A 17062-nucleotide genomic window follows, 5' to 3' on the forward strand; every position below is an offset into this window, starting at 1 on the left:
TGCGGGCGCGTGCAGATCAGAAACCGACGCCAGTCCCTTGCAGCACGCCATGTTCCAAAGCGTAGCGTGTCAGCCCGGCGGTCGAGGATATGCCGAGTTTGCGTTTGATATTCTTGCGGTGCGTTTCGACCGTGCGCACGGAAATATCCAGCGTTTGCGCAACTTCCTTGTTGGATTTGCCCTGCGCCAGTTCCAGCAGAATGGTCTGTTCACGTCCGGTCAGCGCTTCGCGCACGTTGTCGCCCTTGGGCTTGAGCGATCCGCTGGCGCCGGTGCACAGATACCGTTCACCCCGCATCACCGCATCAATGGCCTGCTTGATCTCTTCCGTGGGCACATCCTTGAGCACGTATCCTTTGGCACCATGACTGAGCGCGGTCGAGATGTATTCCGGGCTGTCATGCATCGACAGGATCAGGATGCGCGTTTCCGGCAATCGTTCCAGGATGATTTCCGTGGCGCTGAGACCGCCGAGGCCGGGCATGTTCAGATCCATCAGGATCACATCCGGGGCAAGGTCAACAGCCTGATCCACTGCCGCCTGTCCGCTGCCAAGCGTACCGACCACTTGGATCTCATCATAGCTTTCGAGGATGGACTGGATGCCCTCGGCCACCATAGGATGGTCGTCGACGATAAGAACTCGGATGCTTTCGGCGCTCATGTGCCGGCCTTTCGGTTCGGTGTTGCGTCTTCCTGCGGCGGCAGAAGGTGGCTCAGCGGCAGGCTGACTTCGATGACGGTGCCGCCACGCGGTCCGCGTGATGACAGAATGCGCAGGGACCCGTCAAGCTGTTCGATGCGTTCTTGCATGTTGCGCAACCCGATCCCGGTGCTGGGGGTGCCGGGATCGGTCCGGATGCCCCGGCCATTGTCGGTGATCCGCATGGTTGCCCCTTTCTTGTGCCCGCGCAGGTCGATGGTAACATGCGTGGCGCCAGAGTGGCGCTCGATATTGGTCAGCGCCTCTTGCGCAATGCGATACAGGGCAATCTTGCTGTCCTGATCCAGCCGGTTGCGGAACACCACGGTCGAGAATTCGGTCTCGATCCCGGTGCGGTCCCGGAAATCGTCGGTCAGGGCTTTCAGCGCTGGTCCAAGACCCAGATCATCCAACACGCCGGGGCGCAGGTCGCGACTGATGCGGCGGACCTCGGTGATGGCGGTGCCAAGATGGTCAATCCCTTTGTCCAGCGGATCGCGTGCGCCCGCGTCATCGCCGCGGGACAGGCGGCGCCGCGCGTTGTCCAGCGCATAGCGTACACCCACCAGAATCTGGCTGATGCCGTCATGCAGTTCGCGGGCAACCCGGCCTCGTTCTTCTTCCTGGGCATCGAAGACGCGCTGGGTCAGTTCCTTCAGCTTGGCATCCGCAAGTCTGCGCTCGCGGATGTTCAGCAACATGCCGGATGCAAAAACGATGAGCACCGCCGCCACAACGATCGCGCCGATATACATGAAGGTGCGCTGAACGCGGGCCTCGACCTCGGCCCTGGCGTTGGCGACCGTTGCAACGATGTCGTCGATGAAGACACCGGTCCCCACGACCCAGCGCCAGTCCTGAAGCCCGACGACATAGGCAATCATCTGCGCTTCCTCTCCGGTCGAAGGCTTTTGCCACATGAAGCTGTGCCAACCAGCCCCCTGGCGGGCGAGGCGGATGAACTCGTCAACGATCGGAGTGCCATCGCTGTCCGTCAGCCCTTCCCAGTTTCGGTTGATGAACTGCGTCTGGCGGGGGCTTACCAGATTGTTGCCGTCATAATCGTAAACAAAGAAGAACCCATCCTGACCATAGATCATTGCCGACAGGATTTGGGACACGAGGTTTTTCGCGACCTCATCATCAGGCTCGGCCCGGCCATAGATGTACGCGAACCCGTTGCGGGCCTGTGTCACGTAGTTGCGCAGCTCTTCCTTCTTGGCTTCGACCAGGCTGCGTTCCAACGCTTCGATCTCACGCTCGGCGGTCGCGCGCGCCTCGTATGCCACAAGCACGGCTATTGCCGCCACGGCCACGACCAGCGGGATTGCGGCAACCAGTGACAATTTCTGCGCATAGGTCAGCGAGACCAGATGTCGGAGTCTTTGCATGGACGAATCGATACGCAAGCAGCGGCGAAAATGCAAAAAGATTGGGCTTTGTCCGGCAAATACAACGATGATCACTATAACCGCCGGGCTTCACCGCCCGATTTCTGGCAGAAAAAAAGCAAAGAAATCGATTCTCTACGCAGTAGTAGGTATTCCCTTTCACTTCGGTGCGATTAGGCTGACGCGCACTGAATGCGATAGGTCCGGTTCTGCCGGACCGTGACTATGAAGGGGAGGAATACTCATATGGATCGTCGTTCATTTCTGAAAAAATCCGCGCTGGGCGGTTCGGCTGCTGCCGCGACCGCACTGGCGGCACCGGCCTATGCGCAGGGCCAGCGTACGCTGACCATGGTGACCTCGTGGGGTCGTGGTCTGGCGGGCGTGTTTGACAGCGCGCAGCGTTGTGCCGACAGCATCAATGCCATGTCCGATGGCAGCCTGAATGTTGAAATCAAGGCAGCGGGCGAGCTAGTTGGCGCCTTCGAAGTATTTGACGCGGTGTCGTCGGGTCAGGCCGACATGTACCATGCCGCTGACTATTACTTTGTGGGTCAGCACCCGGGTTATGCGTTCTTCACGGCCGTTCCTTTCGGCATGACGGCGCAGGAACTGGTGAACTGGTATTATCATGACGGCGGTATGGAGCTGCATGACGAGCTGGGCGAAATCTTTGGCCTGAAGTCTTTCCTGGCCGGCAACACCGGTGCGCAGGCAGGTGGCTGGTACTCGAAAGAGATCAACAGCCCCGAAGACTTCAATGGTCTGAAGTTCCGTATGCCGGGTCTGGGCGGCAAGGCGCTGGGTAAACTGGGCGCATCCGTACAGAACATTCCGGGGTCGGAAGTGTATCAGGCGCTGTCGTCCGGCGCGATCGACGGTACCGAGTGGATCGGTCCATGGGCCGACGAAAAGGCCGGCTTCCAGGAAATCACCAAGACCTACTACACTGCGGGCTTCCACGAGCCGGGCGCAGGTCTGTCGCTGGCAACCAACCGCGACGTGTTCAATGAACTGACCCCGGCACAGCAGAAGATCATCGAGATCGCTGCCGCCGAAGCGCACCAGTGGAACCTGGCGCAGTTCCTGGCAAACAACGGCGCAGCGCTGCAGCGTCTTCAGGCGGGTGGCGTCAAGGTTCTGGAATTCCCGGACAGTGTCTGGGACGCGTTCGGCAAGGCCAGCCAGGAAGTGCTGGACGAGAACATGGGCGATGAACTGTTCAAGAAGATCCACGACAGCGCAATGACGTCGATGGCAGCATCGTCTGCTTGGAACAACCTGTCGTCGGGTGTTTACACCGCTCAGCGCGACCGTGTTCGCGGCTAAGCCATTCTGATCCAAGGAAAACCGGTTCCCCCGCTTGGCGGGGGAGCCTTTCCCGTTGCGCTAAGGGGATTGGGCAAGCAACAATAATCCCATGCACAACTGAGACGACCTGGGGACAACATGCAGGACGAAAACGGTATCTCGTTCTTCGGCGCCCTGTGGAATGGACTGGTCTGGTTCATTCAGAACATTGCCGAAGCCTTCTATAATTTCGGATACGCCATCACGCATCCGCAACTCTGGCTGGACTGGTCCGACAAGGCGTCAATCATGCGCTTTGTCTATTACGGCGGTTCGGTCGAGTTCTTCTTTGTGGTGTTCACGATCTTTCTGGTTCTGACGGCCATCGGGCTGTACTATCGGAACTTCATGTGGGCCATCGTGCGGGGCCTTGAGGGGTTTGCCAATACGACCGGGCGTTTCTTTGCCTGGGCGGGCCTTTTGATGGTGATCCAGCAGATCGTGATCGTTTTCATGCAGCGGGTCTTTACCCGACCCGATATGTCATTTGGGTTGGGTATTCCGGTCCAGATGGATATCAGCTGGTACGCTGAGGAACTGAAGCTGTATAACGCGATGGTTGTGTGCCTGTGCTGTACCTATACATTCGTGCAGGGTGGTCACGTGCGTGTTGACCTCATCTATGCCGGCATCAGCCACCGTGCCAAACGGGTGATCGACATGCTGGGCTCTCTGCTTTTCATGATGCCTGTGGCCGTGCTGACGTGGATGTATGGCTGGTACTTCATGTGGCGGCATCTGATCGTGCCGAAACCTTCGGCCAGTGACACGCTGGACCGTTTGGTGGCCAAGTCCCGTGCGCTGCGCTGGAACGTGGAAACCATCGGGTTCAGCCCCAATGGCTTCAATGCCTACTTCCTGTTCAAGATCTTGCTGGTGGCTTTTGCCGCGATGGTGTTCCTGCACGCAATCGCATTCCTGTATCGCTCGTATCTGGAGTTCGTGGAAGGGCCGGAAAGCACCGGAAAATACCTCGACAAGGACAGCCTTGGTGAGGGCGAAGAAGCCTATGAAGGCGCGCATTAAGGACGGAGAACCAGACAATGCTATTCGGACTTGATGGCGTCGAGATAGGCCTCATTATCGTATTTTTCTGCCTCTTCGGGGGCATCCTTTCCGGCTTCCCGGTGGCCTTTGCCATCGGTGGCGCCGGGGTGATTTCCTTCGGGATCATTGCCGCACTGGACAGCGCCGGGCTGTTGGTCCACCAGGCAATCGACACGGGCTCGCAAGCCTATCGAGATCTGGTGAACTCCGGGGTCAAGGCGGATGTCATTTCCGTGTTCCGATACCCGGACTTGCCAAGGATCGCCGAGCCGGTTTTTGTGCAAGGTTGGGAAACCGCGCTGGACCGCAACGTGTCGTTCATCGTGAACCGTATGAACGAACGTGTTCTGGCCGGGCAATCCATCGAAACATTGCTGGCCGTGCTGATGTTCGTTCTGATGGGCATCACGCTGGAACGTTCAAAAATCGCGAACGACCTGCTGACGACGATGGCGCGCGTCTTTGGGCCGCTGCCGGGCGGTCTGGCGGTGTCGATCGTGGTTGTGGGGGCGTTTTTGGCGGCCTCTACCGGCATTGTCGGCGCGACCGTGGTGACAATGGGCCTGCTGGCGCTGCCAACCATGTTGCGGAACAATTACTCGCCAGAACTTGCAACCGGTGTGATCGCAGCTTCGGGGACGCTGGGGCAGATCATTCCGCCGTCGATCGTGATCGTTCTGCTTGGCACGCTGGCGGGTGATCTCTACTCGACAGCACAAGAGACGCGGGCCGTTGAGGCAGGATGTACCGATGCGCTGACCTATTTGGGGGAACCTGCGGTTGTCTCGGTCGGAACCTTGTTCCAGGCAGCGCTTTTGCCGGGGATTCTTCTGGCCCTGCTTTATGCGTTGTATGCGTTTGGCTATGCGTTGCTGAATCCCCATAAGGCACCTGCCGTGGCGCTGTCAGGCGGGTCAGGCGAGCCGATCACCCGATCCGAAGGTCTGACCTGGCTGCTGGGCGCACCGGTTGCGCTGATCGTCGGCGCGGTGTTGCTGGACAATGTCGGCGTGATCGGCAGCCAAAGCATCTCGGTCTCGGCTTTCTCGGATATCGGGCAGGGTGCATCGTTGCGTACCAACGTGTCGGAAGAATGCAAGGCATCGATGATCGATCTGCATGGTCAGGCCGCCTGGGATCAGGCGGTGGCCGAGCAGGAAGCCATTGACGCCGCTGGCGGTGCAGCGGAGTCTCAGCGCCTGACCGAAGAAGAACTGGCCGCTGTACAACAGGAAATGATTGCATCAGCCGCACCAATTGGCACAGGTGTCGCGATCACCGTCGTGCTGTTGGGCCTCACTCTGGTTCTGGGTCGTGGCATTGCCCCCTCGCGTGCGCCACAGCCGCTTATCGTTGGTGCGATTGGTCTGCTGCTTATGGTGTTGGTCGATATCTTGCTGATTTCGCCCACAACATCTTCGGGTGCGACGTTCCTGTTGCTCGCGTTGCCATTTGCGCTGGCCATGTATGGTTGCAGGGAAGCCGCGGCGCGATGTGCGACCAATGACCTGATCCGCGTGGTCTTCCCGCCGCTGGTTCTGATCATCGCGGTTCTGGGATCGATCCTGGGGGGGGTGACCAACCCGACGCCGGCGGCGGCGCTGGGGGCGGGTGGCGCCATCATGCTGGCGGCCTATCGCAAGCTTCAGGATCAGGGGCGATCGGGCAAGGTGATCATCTGGTCGACCTTTGCCGTGATCATCGCCTTGCTGATGGGGGTGAACTTTGACCTGCGGGTCAATCAGGGCAACGTGACGCTGGAGACCTGGATCGCCTTCATCATCGCATATGCGGCCTATCTGTATGCCTTGTTCGGGCTGCTGTTCGGGTGCTGGGTGCTGTACTCCAGCGGAGTTCTGACCCCGGTGGTGCGTGAGACGGCCAAGGTGACCTCGATGGTGTTTACCATCCTGATTGGATCGCAATTGCTGAACCTGGTGGTGATCTCGTTCGGAGGGGAGCACTATATCCAGCAATTCCTGAAGAGTTTTGACAACGAGTTCACGGTCTTCCTGATCGTGATGCTGGTGTTGTTCATACTGGGCTTCGTGCTGGATTTCCTCGAGATCATCTACATCGTGATCCCCATTGTGGGTCCGGTGATCTATGGCGGGTCGTTCGATCCGAAATGGGTAACGATCATGGTGGCGGTGAACCTGCAAACATCCTTCCTGACACCACCGTTCGGGTTCGCATTGTTCTACTTGCGAGGGGTTGCGCCGAAGGAAGTGACGACGGGCCATATCTATCGCGGGATCATTCCGTTTGTTCTGATCCAGGTGGTAGGGATCGCAATTCTGTGGTTCTTCCCGGCGATTGTCACGATCGTACCGGACCTGATCCCGAACTGATCCGGATCATCAAAATGCAAAAGGGGGCCCGTGGGCCCCCTTTTTCTTGTTTGTTGCAGGGAAGGGGCCAGCCCCTTCTTGTCCTGCGGCCAATTCATCCCCGGGATATTTTCGGCCAGATGAAGAAGCGGATCAGGTGAATTGGATCAGATCCCAGCGGTTGCCGTAAGGATCGCGCCAGACGGCGACTGTGCCATAGGATTCAAAGCGGGGAGTTCTTCGAAATGGACCCCGTTGGCACGCATCTGTGTGTAGTCGCGTTGGAAATCATCGGTTTGAAGGAAAAAGCCCACACGGCCGCCGGTCTGGTTGCCGATGGCGGCGCGTTGTTCAGGCCCGTCGGCTTTGGCCAGAAGAAGGGCGCCGCCGTCTGAACCCGGCGGTGTGATCAGGACCCAGCGTTTTCCGCCCCCGAGATCGATGTCCTTCAAGAGTTGGAAGCCAAGTCTTTCCGTGTAAAACGCAAGTGCATCATCGTAATCCGGCACCACGAGGGTGACGGCGTGCAGGTTCTGTTTCATGGGATGGTCAGCCCTTGGTGGGGTGGCGGTCGGGAAGCTGGATATTGGCCACTTGCTCGGCAATCGGAGCGGTGGACAGGGGGTGCCGTGCGGAAGAGCAGAAGGTATCCGGATCTGTGATCTTTTGCCATTCGCCCTGAACATAGGCCTCAAGCCCGGAGAATTTTGCCTTGTAGCCCATCTTGGGGCTGCCGGGGACCCAATAGCCCAGGTAGATAAAGGGCAGGCCGGCTTCGCGCGCGATCTCGATGTGGTCCAGGATCATATAGGTGCCCAGAGAATTCTGAGGCTGGTTCGGATCGTAGAAAGAGTAGACCATGCTCAGCCCATCATCGAGCACATCGGTCAGGCTGACAGCGATCAGGTCGCCGGTCTCAGGATCTGCATATTCCACCACGCGGCTTCGAATCGGGGTTTCCTCGATCATTGCCGCAAACTCGAACACGTCCATGTCGGCCATGCCGCCATCGGCGTGCCGGGTGTCAAGATAGCGGCGGAACAGCTCATACTGCTCGTCCGTGGCCCAGGGCGATGTGGCGCGGCGTTGCAGATATCCGTTGCGTTTCACAGCGCGTTTCTGGCTTTTTGTCGGGCGGAACGCCGAGACGTCGATCCGGGCGGACAGGCAGGCTGCGCAATCTGTGCAGGAAGGGCGGTAGAGTACATTCTGCGACCGGCGAAACCCTTGCTGCGACAGGGAATTGTTCAACTGTTCCGCACCTTCGCCCTGAAGCGCGGTGAACAGCTTACGCTCCATCCTGCCATCGAGGTAGGGGCAGGGTTGCGGGGCCGTGACATAGAATTGTGGCGCAATTGGCAGCGTGTGTCGCATGAAATTCCCAGGTAGCCTCGGGTGGGATGATAGCAACCGTTCCCGAGGCCGCCAAGTGTTTCGCGCAACCGCGTGTCAGGCCCGTCGATTGATCATGACCGTGCCCAGAAAACTGTCGGTCAGACCCTGGCCGCGGGCGCTGGTCAGCATCATGATCACCGAGATGATCTGGATCACCGCGACCGCCATGCTGACGAAATAGCCGGCTGTGTGGGCGATGGCCTTGCCCATATCCATCCGCTCTCCGAATGCGTCGCGCAATTCGATTCCCATGAACCGCATGCCCAATGTGGCCGAGCCGTTGGTGATGGTTACAACGCGATAGACAAAGCTGATCACGGCATAGATCGCCGCCAGAAAAAACAGGCCGAGGCCTGCGCTCAACAGGATCGCCACCGTGCAGAGCAGCGAGATGAAGGCGACATCAAACAACCAAGCGACAAAGCGTTTGCTTGTCACCGAGTTGTAGAATTCTGGTTGGGTATCCGGGTCAGGCAAGTGGTTCATTCGTCAGGTCCGAAAAAATGTGTCAGGGTACCCTGTCCCGGAGTGCCGGGACAGGGCAAGGTCAATCAGGCAGGCTTGGCATTTCCGTCGTCTTCATGGTTCTCGCGGGCGCGTTCGTCCATGAACTCGTCGAATTCGGCCTTGTCCTTGGCATCGCGCAGGCGGCGCAGGAACGCCTCAAAGTCCTGTTGTTCGCGTTCCAGGCGGGCCAGGGTATCTGCTTTGTAGGCGTCAAAGGCGCTGTTGCCCGAGGGCTTCATTGCACTCATGTGGCTGTGCCAGGATTTGCGGCGGCTGCAGGATTTGCTGAACATGCGTTTGCTCCAGATCATGTAAGCCAGAAGGGCCAGGCCAACCGGCCAGAAGAAGATGAAACCAAGGACCATGGCAGCGATCCAGGCCCCTTTGCCTTTGTCATCCAGCCAGGCCTCGATTCGGTAAAGCCATCCCGGATTCGCGGGGACGGCGGGGTCGGACAATGCGGTCATTTGAGCTCTCCAGGGTTGATGTAAACTCTTTTCACATTGCTTAGATGGGGTCGTGGGCGGGGGTTGCAAGGGCTCAATGTAAAAAAGATTTACATTCAGCAAGCCAGTTGACGGTGAGCGTCATCAGCCGCAGGTTGCGGAAATGGATATGACAGAACACAAAACGGCACCTGCGCTGAGTGAGATTCTGAATTTGGAAAAGCAGGTCTGGATGGCGCTGGTTGAGGGCAACGCAAGCGCAGACCGGGCGTTGCTGAGCGCGGATTTTCTTGGGGTCTATCCGACGGGATTTGCCAATCGTGACGATCATGTCGGTCAATTTGCAGACGCACCGACGATGGCCGAGTTTGAATTGAGCGACGCGAGATTGCGCGTTCTGACACCGGATATCGTCCTGTTGTCCTACAAAGCCGATTACCTGCGCCCGGGTGCGATAACGCGCGAGGTGATGCTGATTTCTTCTTTGTGGGAACGCAGAGACGACGTTTGGGTCAACAGTTTCAGTCAGGACACGCCGGTTCAGAATACCTGATCAGAATGCCCCATTGACGATCGCGCGCCGCGATGCGCAGTTTGCGCCTATGACTGACGTTCTTGCCATTTCACGACTTCCGCGCGCTTTCGATCCATCCCTGGGGGACGAAGCGCGGGCCCTGATGCCTGATCTGCGGACCGAGATGGCGGAATTGGTGGCGGGCACCGCCGGTTCGAGCCCCTATCTGAAACGTCTGGTCGAACAAGAGAAGGGCTGGCTGCCCGAGGCCCTGATGCACCCGGATCAGGCATTGGCTGACGTCATGGCTGCTGCGCGTGATCTGCCGCCGGATCAGTTGAAACCCGGATTGCGGCAGGCAAAGCGACGAATGGCTCTGCTCACGGCGTTGGCCGATATTGCAGGTGCGTGGCCATTGGAGAAGGTCACGGCGGCCCTGACCGATTTCGGTGCGCTGGCCGCAGATGTTGCCGCCAAGGCCGAGATCGCAACATTGATCCGGCGCAAGAAGCTGCCGGGCATGACCGAGGATGACATCGAAACCGCAGCCGGCCTGGTCATACTGGCGATGGGAAAGATGGGCGCGCATGAGCTGAACTACAGCTCGGATATTGATCTGATCGTCCTGTTTGATGAAACGCGCTTTGACCCCGATGACTTTTACGAGGCCCGGCAAGGCATGGTTCGGGCAACGCGCAATTTCTGCGCGACGTTGAGCGAGAAGACGGCGGATGGCTATGTGTTTCGAACGGATCTGAGGCTGCGCCCCGATCCGGCCGTGACACCGGTTTGCATGGCGATGGAGGCCGCCGAGCGGTATTACGAAAGCCTCGGTCGTACCTGGGAGCGCGCGGCTTACATCAAGGCGCGGCCCTGCGCCGGGGATCTGGATGCGGGGCAGCGTTTCCTTGACGGCTTGCGCCCCTTTGTCTGGCGCCGTCATCTGGACTTTGCCGCCATTCAGGACGCTCATGACATGCGCCTGCGCATCCGTGAAAACAAGGGGACGGGCGGGTCTTTGTCGATCCCCGGTCACGACATGAAACTGGGGCAGGGCGGTATTCGCGAGATCGAGTTTTTCACGCAAACCCGCCAGTTGATCGCGGGCGGGCGGGACGCTGACCTGCGGGTGCGTGGCACGGTTCCCGGGCTGGCGGCGCTGGCGGCAAAAGGCTGGGTGCCACAGGATGTGGCGGACAAGCTGACCGATCATTACCGGGCGCACCGCGAAGTCGAACATCGCATCCAGATGATTCACGATGCGCAGACCCACAAGGTGCCAAACTCTCCCGACGGGATCGAACGGGTCGCCTGCCTGATGGGGATCAGCAGCGCCGAGTTGACGCAGGACCTGAAAACCCGCCTGACCGAAGTGCATGAGCTGACCGAAGGGTTCTTTGCCCCCGGACCTGGTGCAGCGCCCGCCCACGTACAGGAGGCGGAGTTCGACAAGAACGTTCTGGCCCGATGGACGACATATCCGGCCCTCAGGTCCCAGCGCGGCGCGCGGATTTTCGAACGTCTGCGCCCCGAGTTGCTGTCACGTCTGGCCAAAACCGCCAAGCCCGACGAAGCACTGATGGCTTTGGACGGGTTCCTGGCTGGCCTGCCAGCCGGGGTGCAGCTGTTTTCGCTGTTCGAGGCGAATCCGCAACTGATCGACTTGTTGATCGATATCGTCGGAACCTCGCATGCTCTGGCTTCGCACCTGTCCCGCAACGCGTCGGTATTTGATGCGGTGATCGGGGGCAGTTTCTTTGCGGATTGGCCCGGGCAAGAGGCCTTGCAGACGGAATTGACGCAGGCTTTGTCAGAAGAAACGGATTATGAAACCCAGCTTGATCTTGCCCGGCGCTGGTGCAAGGAATGGCATTTCCGGGTCGGCGTGCATCACCTGCGCGGCCTGATCGACGGAAAAAAGGCAGGTCGGCAATATGCCGAGCTTGCGCAGTCGGTCATCGCGGCCATCCTGCCGCATGTCACCGAGAATTTCGCCCGCAAACACGGCCCTGCACCGGGGCGCGGCGCTGCCGTGCTTGGGATGGGGTCGCTGGGGGCAGGCCGGATCAACTCGCAATCCGACCTGGACATGATCGTGATCTACGATCCTTTGGATCAGGACATGTCTGACGGTCCGCGCCCTTTGGCCACGCGCACGTATTATGCGCGGTTCACGCAGGCCCTGATCACGGCATTGTCCGCGCCGATGTCGCAAGGACGCTTGTACGAGGTCGATATGCGGTTGCGTCCCTCGGGCAACCAGGGGCCGGTTGCGACCAGTTGGGCCAGCTTTGTCAATTACCAGCGGAACGAAGCCTGGGTGTGGGAGCATCTGGCCCTGACCCGCGCGCATGTTGTTGCCGGGGATGCCGGGCTGGCCGAGGAAATCGAAACCTTCCGCACTGAGTTTCTGTCGCACCCGCGAGAGCAGGGGAAGGTGCTGCGCGAAGTGGCCGAGATGCGGTCGCGCCTGGCCGCGGCCAAGGCACCCGCCGGTATCTGGGATGCCAAGAACGGCCCCGGCCGGCTGATGGATATCGAGTTGATGGCGGAAACCGGTGCTTTGCTGGCGGGGTCTGCGCAGCGCGATGTCGCGTCGGGTCTGGATGGCGCCGTCGCAGCCGGTTTGCTGGATGTCGCGCAGGCGCAATCTCTGAAAGACTGCTATGACTTATGCTGGTCGGTGCAATGCGCCGCGCGGTTGCTGTCGGGCAAGACGATCGATGCCGACAAGATCGGAGAAGGCGGTGCTGCATTTTTGTGCCGCGCTACCGGGTTCGAACAGGTCGAGGCGTTGCAGGCGGCATTGCAGGAATGTTACACGACCGCGGCCGATCTGATCGGCGGCGTGATCAAGGGGGAAGAAGATGGCGCGCAGCAGTGATCCCAACGACCACAAGGGTCTGATCCGCGAAGCCTATCGAATCGACGGCATCACCCTGCCAGAGTGTCGCAGCATCTTTTTGGACTGGGCGCTGAGCCTTCCCGCGGATCGCGACCAGAACACGGCGCTGGCCGAACTGCACGCGGGCTATGCCGAGCAGGACCCCGATCATCCGATGACACAGGTTCTGACCGAAGGTCTTCAGACGGCAAAGGCCCCAAAACGCCGCGGCGGTTGGCGATCCCGTAACCGCTAGGGCTTTCGCACCGGCGCGTTCAGGACTATGAGGGCGCCATGACCCAATCTACCGACCGTCCCCGTATCCGCCTGAAACCCAAAGCCAATGCGCGCGGCCTGCGCCATGGCTTCCCTTGGGTCTATGCCAATGACATCGTCTCGGACCGCCGTACCCGAAAAATCCCGGCGGGCGCTCTGGCGGTGCTCGAAGATGACAAGCGGGCGCCCATCGCGCTGGTTGCGGTCAACCCCGCGTCCAAGATCATGTGCCGGGTGCTGGACCATGACATCGACGCGCAGCTTGACGCGACGTGGTTCGAGAACCGTTTGCAGCGCGCCCTTGATCTGCGGGAAAGCCTGTTCGACGCCCCGTATTATCGTTTGATCCATGCCGAAGCGGACGGCTTCCCCGGCGTCATCATCGACCGCTTTGGCGAGGCTTGCGTCATTCAGCCGAACGCGGCCTGGGCCGAGGCGCATCTGGATGTGCTGACCCAAGCATTGGTCAAAGTCACAGGCGTGACCACGGTGCTGAAGAACGCCTCGGGCCGTACACGCGGGCTGGAGGGGTTGGACGACGTCAACCAAGTATTGCGCGGAACCGCGCCCGATGCGCCCCTGCCGGTGCCGATGAATGGCGCCACCTACATGGCGGATCTGACAGGCGGTCAGAAGACCGGGCTGTTTTACGACCAGCGCCCCAATCACGCCTTTGCCGCGCGCCTGGTTCATCCCGATGCGCAGGTTCTGGACGTGTTCAGCCATGTGGGCGGTTTCGGTCTGGCGATGCTTGCAGGCGGTGCGGGGCAGGCATTGTCCGTCGATGGCTCAGCCGCCGCGCTCGACCTGGCGAAAAAAGGGGCCGAGGCGTCGGGCCTTGCTGAAAAGTTCCAGACCCGGCAGGGCGACGCGTTCGAGGTTCTGACTCAACTGAGCGAAGAAGGCGCGCGATTTGACGTGGTGATCTGTGATCCGCCCGCGTTTGCGCCGTCCAGACAAGCGCTGGATGCGGGTCTGCGCGCCTATGAACGTATCGCACGACTGGCGGCGCCGCTGGTCAGACCAGGTGGTTATCTGGGGCTGTGTTCGTGTTCACACGCTGCTGACCTGAGCCGGTTCCGCGATGCGTCCTCTCGTGGGATCGGGCGCGCCGGGCGTCAGGCGCAACTGATCCACACCGGGTTTGCGGGTCCGGATCACCCGCAACTGCCGCAACTGGCGGAAAGCGGCTACCTCAAAGCAGTGTTCTACCGCCTGTGAAGGCCGTTCTCGACACCTGCGTCATCTATCCCACGGTGATGCGCGAGATGCTGTTGGGCGCGGCCCGCCTTGGCCATTTCACTCCGATCTGGTCCGCCCGCATCCTCGAGGAATGGGCCCGCGCCGCGCGCAAGCTGGGCCCGACGGGCGAGGCGCAAGCCCGCGCCGAAATTGCCTTGGCGCAGGCGCAGTGGCCGCAGGCCGAACGCGCCGCGGGCGCAGCGCTGGAGCAGCGCCTCTGGCTACCCGACTCAGCCGATATCCACGTTCTGGCGACGGCCATCGCCGCCTCGGCTGACGTCATCGTCACCGTCAACGCCAAGGATTTCCCCAGAAATATCCTGGCAGAGGAGGGGCTCGATCGCCGAGATCCCGACAGCTTGCTGCATAGTCTCTGGCTATCGGACCCTGACGGCCTGGCAACCATCGCCGATCGCGTTCTGAGTGAAGCCATCCGCCTCTCCGGTCATCAATGGACCTTACGGGCGCTGATGAAAAAGGCCCGCCTTCCACGCCTTGGCAAGGCGCTCACCCAATAGACCGGATTCCCCTTCATCTGGCCCAAAATATCCCGGAGAGCGCGAGAGGCTGGCCTCTCGCTGCGCACCCTCAGCCTCGCGCCCAACGCTGCTCAAGGGCCTCCAGTGCCGCAATGCGCTCACCCGTTTTCGGGTGGCTCATCAACCAAGCCGGGGCAACGCCCGCCCGTTGCTGCGTCAGGTCTTCCAGCTTGTGAAACAAGGATTTCTGCGGCCCGATCCCGATTCCGGCCTTGGTCAGCAAGGCGGCGGCATATTCGTCCGCCTCATACTCATCCTGACGCGACAGGCGCGAGGCCAGCAATGACGTCAAGGCATTCGCGATCATCGCCCCGATAAACGGAATAAAGCGGTTCAGCACCATGATCAGCGCCGTCCGCATCGCGTTTTGACCTGAAAAATCAATCATCCGTCGTTTTGCATGACCCAAAGCAACATGCCCCAACTCATGTGCGATCACGCTGGCCATTTCCTCGGCCGACACCTCTCCGTTGCGGAATTTTCGGTAAAATCCGCGCGTGATGAAAATCCGACCATCCGGAGCAGCCAGCCCGTTCACCGGGTCGATCTCATAGATATAGACGGGTACCCGATCGATTTCCAAAGCTGCGGCCAGCCGGTCCGTCATCCGTTTCAGCACCGGGTCGGCCAGTTCGGTCGATTTTGCATCCAACTCACGATGGGTGCGCCAGACCGAAATACGGTACATCACGATGGCGTAGCCAATTGCCAGCAGGATCGGGGTCAATCGAAGCATGTCAAAGATATGGTCCGAACATGGGCTTTGCGCAAGTCACACCTGCGGGATGTTCGTCAGGACCCGCATGTTCATGCGCCAAAACCGGCATAACCTTTTTCGTGCGCCGAAATCGGCACAACCTTCGATAAGTTGTGATCTTGCGATATGAGCTGTTGATTATTTCAACGATCCCACTTAACCGACAGGGCGCTATCGATTGGGGGACCCATGACCGACAAGAACTATGAAGCGCGTCACCTGGAAACGCTCGACCGGGATTTGCGTCGCTTTTCACGCCTCGAAATGGCGACTGCACAGGCTGGACGGCCCTTTGTGGGTTCAGGGATCGCCCTGGCATTCATTGTCGTCGCAGGCCTCGTGGCCGCTTTCCTGTTCGGGCAGGGCAACAATTCGCTTGTCGTCGTGATCGCGGCGATGTTCGGGGCCTATATGGCGCTGAATATCGGGGCCAATGACGTCGCCAACAACATGGGTCCCGCAGTGGGGGCGAATGCGCTGACGATGGGCGGTGCCATCGCGATTGCCGTTGTTTTTGAAAGTGCCGGGGCGCTCATTGCCGGGGGCGATGTCGTGTCGACCATCGCCAAGGGAATTATCGCGCCGGAAAGCATGGGAACGGCCGACGTTTTCATATGGGCGATGATGGCGGCGCTGCTGTCCTCGGCGCTTTGGGTCAATCTGGCGACATGGATCGGCGCGCCGGTTTCCACCACGCATTCGGTCGTCGGCGGTGTCATGGGGGCAGGGATCGCCGCTGCCGGGTTCGGCGCCGTAAGCTGGGGTACCATGAGCAAGATCGCCGCCAGCTGGGTGATCTCGCCGGTTCTGGGGGGCTTGGTCGCAGCCGGTTTCCTGTGGTTTATCAAGGCCAGGATCATCTATCAGGAAGACAAGATCGCTGCGGCCCGCAAATGGGTGCCGATGCTGGTCGGGATCATGGCGGGCGCCTTTGCATCTTATCTGGCGCTCAAGGGTCTCAAGAAAATCATCAAGATTGATCTGGGGACAGCGTTGCTGATCGGGGCGGCGTGTGGAGGGCTGATCTGGGCAGTGATGATCCCGGTGATCCGCCGCCAGTCCGAGGGGCTTGAGAACCGCAACAAATCGCTGAAAATTCTGTTCGGAATTCCGCTGATCGTGTCTGCGGCGCTGCTGAGTTTTGCGCATGGTGCAAATGACGTTGCCAACGCGGTGGGGCCGTTGGCCGCGATTGTGCAGGCTTCTGCCTCGGGCGACTTCACTCATGCCGTCAGCATTCCCTATTGGGTCATGGTCATCGGTGCGTTCGGGATATCGTTCGGCCTGTTCCTGTTTGGTCCGAAACTGATCCGCATGGTTGGCAGCCAGATCACCAAGCTCAACCCGATGCGGGCCTATTGCGTCGCCCTGTCGGCCGCAATCACGGTGATCGTTGCAAGCTGGCTGGGCCTGCCTGTCAGTTCCACCCATATCGCGGTTGGCGCTGTATTCGGAGTCGGGTTCTTCCGGGAATGGGATGCCGAGCGAAGGCTGAGACGCGCCAGCCGGGCTTTCACCGAACGCCCCCGCGTCGCGCCGGAAGAACGCCGCCGCCGCAAGCTGGTTCGCCGGTCGCATTTCCTGACCATCGTTGCTGCGTGGGTAATCACGGTTCCCGCCGCAGCAATGCTGGCAGCGATCCTGTTTCTTGGGATTCAGGTAATTGCCGGGTAAACTCTGG

General features: G+C 60.0%; 16 protein-coding genes and 1 pseudogene. 10 read left to right on the forward strand and 7 right to left on the reverse strand.

What is annotated here, in order from left to right; genetic code table 11:
- Positions 1–16: 16 nt before the first annotated feature.
- Positions 17–664, reverse strand: a complete 648-nt coding sequence (locus tag AC2FNN_RS00340) for a response regulator transcription factor (protein WP_171631808.1) — start codon at positions 662–664, stop codon at positions 17–19.
- On the reverse strand, positions 661–2094 hold the full coding sequence (locus AC2FNN_RS00345) for a cache domain-containing protein (RefSeq protein WP_496755793.1): 1434 nt from the start codon (positions 2092–2094) through the stop codon (positions 661–663). The genes AC2FNN_RS00340 and AC2FNN_RS00345 overlap by 4 nt, the downstream gene beginning before the upstream one ends.
- Between AC2FNN_RS00345 and AC2FNN_RS00350 the strand changes: the two genes are divergently transcribed.
- The 4 genes from AC2FNN_RS00350 to AC2FNN_RS00365 all read left to right on the forward strand — a co-directional run bounded on the left by AC2FNN_RS00350 (position 2093) and on the right by AC2FNN_RS00365 (position 6842).
- Positions 2093–2317: a hypothetical protein gene (locus AC2FNN_RS00350; RefSeq protein ID WP_496755795.1), complete on the forward strand. Its 225-nt coding sequence runs from the start codon at positions 2093–2095 to the stop codon at positions 2315–2317. The two genes, AC2FNN_RS00345 and AC2FNN_RS00350, sit on opposite strands and share 2 nt — an antisense overlap.
- 23 nt (positions 2318–2340) lie before the next feature.
- Entirely contained in the window at positions 2341–3423 is a 1083-nt protein-coding gene (locus AC2FNN_RS00355; RefSeq protein WP_496755796.1) for a TRAP transporter substrate-binding protein, read from the forward strand.
- 120 nt (positions 3424–3543) lie between these two features.
- Positions 3544–4470: a TRAP transporter small permease subunit gene (locus AC2FNN_RS00360; RefSeq protein WP_496755798.1), complete on the forward strand. Its 927-nt coding sequence runs from the start codon at positions 3544–3546 to the stop codon at positions 4468–4470.
- Between the two features lie 17 nt (positions 4471–4487).
- A complete protein-coding gene (locus AC2FNN_RS00365; protein WP_496755799.1) occupies positions 4488–6842 on the forward strand; it encodes a TRAP transporter large permease in 2355 nt (784 codons plus the stop codon).
- Between the two features lie 132 nt (positions 6843–6974).
- On the opposite strand, the pseudogene AC2FNN_RS00370 reads toward AC2FNN_RS00365, so the two are convergent.
- The 4 genes and pseudogenes from AC2FNN_RS00370 to AC2FNN_RS00385 form a co-directional block, all read right to left on the reverse strand.
- Positions 6975–7363, reverse strand: a pseudogene (locus AC2FNN_RS00370) (VOC family protein).
- A gap of 7 nt (positions 7364–7370) precedes the next feature.
- Entirely contained in the window at positions 7371–8195 is an 825-nt protein-coding gene (locus AC2FNN_RS00375) for an arginyltransferase (protein WP_496755801.1), read from the reverse strand.
- 75 nt (positions 8196–8270) lie between these two features.
- Positions 8271–8702 (reverse strand): RDD family protein, encoded by a 432-nt coding sequence (locus tag AC2FNN_RS00380; RefSeq protein ID WP_496755803.1) that lies wholly within the window; start codon positions 8700–8702, stop codon positions 8271–8273.
- 65 nt (positions 8703–8767) lie between these two features.
- Positions 8768–9190, reverse strand: coding sequence for a DUF2852 domain-containing protein (locus AC2FNN_RS00385; protein ID WP_209832825.1), 423 nt, complete (start codon positions 9188–9190; stop codon positions 8768–8770).
- A gap of 148 nt (positions 9191–9338) precedes the next feature.
- Here AC2FNN_RS00385 and AC2FNN_RS00390 point away from each other — a divergent pair, with 148 nt between their 5' ends.
- Genes AC2FNN_RS00390 through AC2FNN_RS00410 form a run of 5 tightly spaced genes read left to right on the forward strand, consistent with a single transcriptional unit; the run spans position 9339 to position 14603 of the window.
- Positions 9339–9722, forward strand: coding sequence for a DUF4440 domain-containing protein (locus AC2FNN_RS00390; protein WP_496755805.1), 384 nt, complete (start codon positions 9339–9341; stop codon positions 9720–9722).
- A 49-nt stretch (positions 9723–9771) separates the two neighbouring features.
- Positions 9772–12567: a bifunctional [glutamine synthetase] adenylyltransferase/[glutamine synthetase]-adenylyl-L-tyrosine phosphorylase gene (locus AC2FNN_RS00395; protein ID WP_496755807.1), complete on the forward strand. Its 2796-nt coding sequence runs from the start codon at positions 9772–9774 to the stop codon at positions 12565–12567.
- Positions 12551–12823, forward strand: coding sequence for a hypothetical protein (locus AC2FNN_RS00400; protein ID WP_496755809.1), 273 nt, complete (start codon positions 12551–12553; stop codon positions 12821–12823). The genes AC2FNN_RS00395 and AC2FNN_RS00400 overlap by 17 nt, the downstream gene beginning before the upstream one ends.
- 38 nt (positions 12824–12861) lie before the next feature.
- Positions 12862–14064 carry an RSP_2647 family RNA methyltransferase gene (locus AC2FNN_RS00405; protein ID WP_496755811.1) on the forward strand — a complete coding sequence of 401 codons (1203 nt, stop codon included), beginning with the start codon at positions 12862–12864 and terminating at the stop codon, positions 14062–14064.
- Positions 14061–14603: an RSP_2648 family PIN domain-containing protein gene (locus AC2FNN_RS00410; protein WP_496755813.1), complete on the forward strand. Its 543-nt coding sequence runs from the start codon at positions 14061–14063 to the stop codon at positions 14601–14603. Before AC2FNN_RS00405 ends, AC2FNN_RS00410 begins: the two co-directional genes overlap by 4 nt.
- A gap of 70 nt (positions 14604–14673) precedes the next feature.
- Here the strand turns inward: AC2FNN_RS00410 and AC2FNN_RS00415 are convergent, their stop codons facing one another.
- Entirely contained in the window at positions 14674–15360 is a 687-nt protein-coding gene (locus tag AC2FNN_RS00415; protein WP_152458255.1) for a M48 family metallopeptidase, read from the reverse strand.
- A gap of 210 nt (positions 15361–15570) precedes the next feature.
- On the opposite strand from AC2FNN_RS00415, the gene AC2FNN_RS00420 reads away from it, so the two are divergent.
- Positions 15571–17055, forward strand: a complete 1485-nt coding sequence (locus AC2FNN_RS00420; protein ID WP_496755815.1) for an inorganic phosphate transporter — start codon at positions 15571–15573, stop codon at positions 17053–17055.
- Positions 17056–17062 lie beyond the last annotated feature (7 nt).

It is taken from the genome of Ruegeria sp. BHSA118 (genome assembly GCF_059613405.1).